The organism is Streptococcus mitis, from assembly GCF_001579035.1.
Lineage (GTDB): Bacteria > Bacillota > Bacilli > Lactobacillales > Streptococcaceae > Streptococcus > Streptococcus mitis_J.
In genome coordinates this window covers 84029-89046 of the sequence record NZ_KQ970288.1, presented here as the reverse complement: position 1 = coordinate 89046, position 5018 = coordinate 84029, and the positions used below count along the sequence as shown (strand labels likewise).

5 protein-coding genes and 1 pseudogene are annotated in these 5018 nt (G+C 39.2%); all 6 read left to right on the top strand.

The features are described 5' to 3' along the window. A pseudogene (locus tag SMIDD26_RS06600) lies at positions 1-296 on the top strand (homoserine O-acetyltransferase/O-succinyltransferase family protein); the annotation flags it as partial. Positions 297-304: 8 nt separating this feature from the next. Further along, positions 305-982 carry a DnaD domain-containing protein gene (locus SMIDD26_RS06595; protein WP_000221596.1) on the top strand — a complete coding sequence of 226 codons (678 nt, stop codon included), beginning with the start codon at positions 305-307 and terminating at the stop codon, positions 980-982. 97 nt (positions 983-1079) lie between these two features. Beyond that, entirely contained in the window at positions 1080-1838 is a 759-nt protein-coding gene (tpiA, locus tag SMIDD26_RS06590) for a triose-phosphate isomerase (protein WP_000087893.1), read from the top strand. A gap of 37 nt (positions 1839-1875) precedes the next feature. Beyond that, the gene (gene lytC / locus SMIDD26_RS06585; protein ID WP_134990207.1) at positions 1876-3390 is read left to right on the top strand and encodes a choline binding-anchored murein hydrolase LytC; all 1515 of its coding nucleotides are present in this window, start codon (positions 1876-1878) and stop codon (positions 3388-3390) included. Positions 3391-3500: 110 nt separating this feature from the next. After that, positions 3501-3659 (top strand): hypothetical protein, encoded by a 159-nt coding sequence (locus SMIDD26_RS12295; RefSeq protein WP_050268322.1) that lies wholly within the window; start codon positions 3501-3503, stop codon positions 3657-3659. A 308-nt stretch (positions 3660-3967) separates the two neighbouring features. Continuing rightward, positions 3968-5018: YSIRK-type signal peptide-containing protein (locus SMIDD26_RS06575; RefSeq protein WP_134990224.1), on the top strand; the 1051-nt coding region annotated here is incomplete at its 3' end.

Here is a 5018-nt window from a genome sequence, read left to right as displayed (position 1 = left end):
GGGGTTTTCGATTTTGGCTAGTCGTGATTTACGAGAAATTTATAGTTTTGGGCATTTGGAATATGATCGTGATACCTTGGCAAAAGAGTTATTTTAGGGATCGTGACGCAGGTTTGGATCCTCATATTCCAGAAAATTACTTTAAGGATGATGATGTCAACCAGACACCTTGTCTTTGTTGGTCTTCATCAGCAGCCCTCTTTTTCAGTAACTGGGTGAATTATGCAGTCTATCAGGAGACCCCTTTTGACTGGAGAAAAATAGAAGATGATGCATCTGCATTTGGGTATTTATAAGAGGAATTATGACATATTTAGACGCTTTTAAATCAGGGAACTTGGTTTTACCGAGTGCCCTGCTCTTGCATTTTAAGGAACTCTTTCCTTCTAGCGACGATTTTCTGGTCTGGCAATTTTTCTATTTGCAAAATACGACAGGTTTGGAAGAAATGTCGCCAAGCCAGATTGCTGAAAGGATTGGCAAGGAAATTTCAGATGTCAACCAGTCCATTTCTAATCTTACGGAGAGGGGACTTCTCCAGTATCGAACGATTGAATTGAATGGTGAAATCGAATTGCTTTTTGATGCTAGTTTGGCTTTGGAACGTTTGGATGATTTGCTTGGAGTCGCTCATTCGAGTTCAGACCAGTTGACACCTCAAAATCAGCTCAAGGATTTGGTGGAAACCTTCCAGCAGGAATTGGGACGCTTGTTGACACCTTTTGAGATTGAGGATCTGACCAAGACACTAAAGGAAGATGGAACCAGTGCTGACTTGATTAAGGAAGCTCTTCGTGAAGCTGTTTTGAATGGAAAAGCAAACTGGAAGTACATTCAGGCGATTTTGAGAAACTGGCGCCATGAAGGTATCAAAAGTGTGGCTCAAATCGAGGCTAAGCGGGCAGAAAGAGAAGCAAGCAATCCTCAGTTGACACAGGTATCTGCAGATTTCAGAAATGCTATGGATCTCTGGAAGGATTAATCCATGCAAGCAGGCTTGAAATCCGAGTAAGATTTGCAAGCTGTGTTTAATTGTGATAAAATAAATAGAAAATAAATTGAAAAAAGAGGTATGTGAAATGTCACGTAAACCATTTATCGCTGGTAACTGGAAAATGAACAAAAATCCAGAAGAAGCTAAAGCATTTGTTGAAGCAGTTGCATCAAAACTTCCTTCATCAGATCTTGTTGAAGCAGGTATCGCTGCTCCAGCTCTTGATTTGACAACTGTTCTTGCTGCTGCAAAAGGTTCAAACCTTAAAGTTGCTGCTCAAAACTGCTACTTTGAAAATGCAGGTGCTTTCACTGGTGAAACTAGCCCACAAGTTTTGAAAGAAATCGGTACTGACTACGTTGTTATCGGTCACTCAGAACGCCGTGACTACTTCCATGAAACTGACGAAGATATCAACAAAAAAGCAAAAGCAATCTTTGCAAACGGTATGCTTCCAATTATCTGTTGTGGTGAGTCACTTGAAACTTACGAAGCTGGTAAAGCTGCTGAATTTGTAGGTGCTCAAGTATCTGCTGCATTGGCTGGATTGACTGCTGAACAAGTTGCTGCTTCAGTTATCGCTTACGAGCCAATCTGGGCTATCGGTACTGGTAAATCAGCTTCACAAGACGACGCACAAAAAATGTGTAAAGTTGTTCGTGACGTTGTAGCTGCTGACTTTGGTCAAGAAGTTGCAGACAAAGTTCGTGTTCAATACGGTGGTTCTGTTAAACCTGAGAACGTTGCTTCATACATGGCTTGTCCAGACGTTGACGGTGCCCTTGTAGGTGGTGCGTCACTTGAAGCTGAAAGCTTCTTGGCTTTGCTTGACTTTGTAAAATAATCAGTAAGTAGCAAAAGCTAGGTGGAACAGCATTCAGATGTCTGTTCCATTTTTTATAGGAGAGGAAAGATTGAAAACAAAAATTGGAAAAATTGGATTAGCCAGTATCTGTTTACTAGGCTTGGCAACGAGCCATGTCGCTGCAAATGAAACTGAAGTTTCAAAAACTTCGCAGGATACAACGACAGTTTCAAGTAGTTCAGAGCAAAATCAGTCTTCTAATAAAACTCAAACGAGCACAGGTGTAAAGACCAATGTTGCTGCCCACTGGGATGGGGATTATTATGTAAAGGCTGATGGATCTAAAGCTCAAAGTGAATGGATTTTTGACAACTACTATAAGGCTTGGTTTTATCTCAAATCAGACGGTCGTTATGCTCAAAATGAGTGGCGGGGCAGCTATTACCTAAAATCAGGTGGCTACATGGCTCAAAATGAATGGCTTTATGATAATAATTACAAGAGTTGGTTTTATCTCAAGTCAGATGGGGCTTATGCTCATCAAGAATGGCAATTGATTGGAAATAAGTGGTATTACTTCAAGAAGTGGGGTTACATGGCTAAAAGCCAATGGCAAGGAAGTTATTTCTTGAATGGTCAAGGAGCTATGATGCAAAATGAATGGCTTTATGATCCGGCTTATTCTGCTTATTTTTATCTAAAATCCGATGGAACTTATGCCAACCAAGAGTGGCAAAAAGTGGGCGGCAAATGGTACTATTTCAAGAAGTGGGGCTATATGGCTCGGAATGAGTGGCAAGGCAACTACTATTTGACTGGAAGTGGTGCCATGGCGACTGATGAAGTGGTTATGGATGGTGCTCGCTATATCTTTGCGGCTTCTGGTGAGCTCAAAGAAAAGAAAGATTTGAATGTCGGCTGGGTTCACAGAGATGGTAAACGCTATTTCTTTAATAATAGAGAAGAACAAGTGGGAACCGAACATGCTAAGAAAGTCATTGATATTAGTGAGCACAATGGTCGTATCAATGATTGGAAAAAGGTTATTGATGAAAATGAAGTAGATGGTGTCATTGTTCGTCTAGGTTATAGCGGTAAAGAAGACAAGGAACTGGCGCATAACATTAAGGAGTTAAACCGTCTGGGAATTCCTTATGGCGTCTATCTCTATACTTATGCTGAAAATGAGACCGATGCTGAGAATGACGCTGAACAGACCATTGAACTTCTGAAGAAATACAATATGAACTTGTCTTATCCTATCTACTATGATGTTGAGAACTGGGAGTATGTGAATAAAAGTAAGCGTGCTCCGAGTGATACAGGTACTTGGGTTAAGATTATTAACAAGTACATGGAGACGATGAAGCAGGCGGGTTATCAAAATGTGTATGTCTATAGCTATCGTAGTTTATTACAGACGCGTTTAAAACACCCAGATATTTTAAAACATGTAAACTGGGTAGCGGCCTATACCAATGCTTTAGAATGGGAAAACCCTCATTATTCAGGAGAAAAAGGTTGGCAATATACCTCTTCTGAATACATGAAAGGAATCCAAGGGCGTGTGGATGTCAGCGTTTGGTATTAAGCTCTGATTAGAAAGAGGGATGTGATAGTAGCACCCTCTTTTTCTTTGTTTTATGGTAGTTCATCATCTAGTAAATTCAAGATCTTGCTCAGAAATGAATCTTATACTCAATGAAAATCAAAGAGCAAACTAGGAAACTAGCCGCAGGCTGCTCAAAACACTGTTTTGAGGTTGTAGATAAGACTGATGAAGTCAGTAACCATATATACGGCAAGGCGACGTTGACGTGGTTTGAAGAGATTTTCGAAGAGTATTATATAGTAGATTGAATATAGACCAGGACATTGCGGTTGCTAAAACATTTTTAGAAATTCATTTGTCTTTCCTAATCGACTTGGTTCCATCTTATTTCAATCTATTACATTATATAATAGTTGTAATTATAACAGAAATGCAGTATAATATTTAATTGGAAGATTCAAGTGAATAGTCTTTTTTTGAAACCAAAATTGAATACCCAGCATGCATATATATATATATGCTTTTGGTGATTTTCTTGGGGCTGATATGATGTATTAAAGAAGGTCTATTCTAAAAATTGAGATACAATTTGAAACTTGAAGGAGAATTTAAATCAATGAAAACAAATAAGTCAATGAGTCGTGTTGAACGCATGCACCGTGAGAAGGTTACACGCTATTCAATTCGTAAATATAGCTTTGGTGCAGCTAGTGTAGCAGTAGCGGCTCTTTTCATGTTTTTGGGCAATGGTGCTGTATCAGCTGATATGACTGCTGTTCAACCGCAAGGCAAGCCAGAGCTTAAAACTAAACAAAATGATGAAAATACTGGCTCAGGTAAGGTTCAGGGGAATACTACAAAACAAGTAGGCAATACAGTTGTAGCGGAAACTATTGCTAAACCAGAAGAACCAGTAACTCCAGCTTTAGACAAAACGAAACTTGAAAAATATATCAAAGAGATTGAAGCGAAACTGGATAAAGGTGCATACGCCAATAAAACAGAAAAGAGTGTTGCTCTATTAAAAGCGGAGTTAGCTGCAGCTAAAGAAGTGTTACAAAATGCTACAACTCAAGCTGAACTGACAAAGGCTTACAGCAAACTTGTAACTGTAGCTAACACCAAATTAGTAACAAAACCTACAGAGAAAAAAGTAACACCAGAAGTAGACACAACGAACGGTCAACCAACAGTAGGTAAAAAGGCAGGAAATACAGAACCAAAAGCCGGAACAAATTCAATCGAAAATACCGGTTCTCACGACCCACGTAATGGAAAAGCAATAGCCAATAATCCACTGCGTACAGGAGAACAACCAGCAATTGAGGATGATTCATATAATTCATTTGTATTTTCGGGAAATGATCAAGATTTCAAAAACCATTCTGAGCTTAAGTGGATAAGCAAAGAGGGAGATGGAACATTTTTAGATAGATATGGAAATGAGAAACCAGCTAATAGAAATAATGAATCCTTAACATATGGTGAAGATAGCCATGGGAAGTACATAGAATGGAAATCAACTCAACCTAGAGGTGGTGGCTTCAGACTTACGATAGATAAAGAGCTAGGCGAAGAATATACCATAGGTGTAAAGTTTGCTTTTGACAAAACTACTGGGAACTGGAGAAAGATAGTAGATTATAAGAACTCAAAAGATGATACTG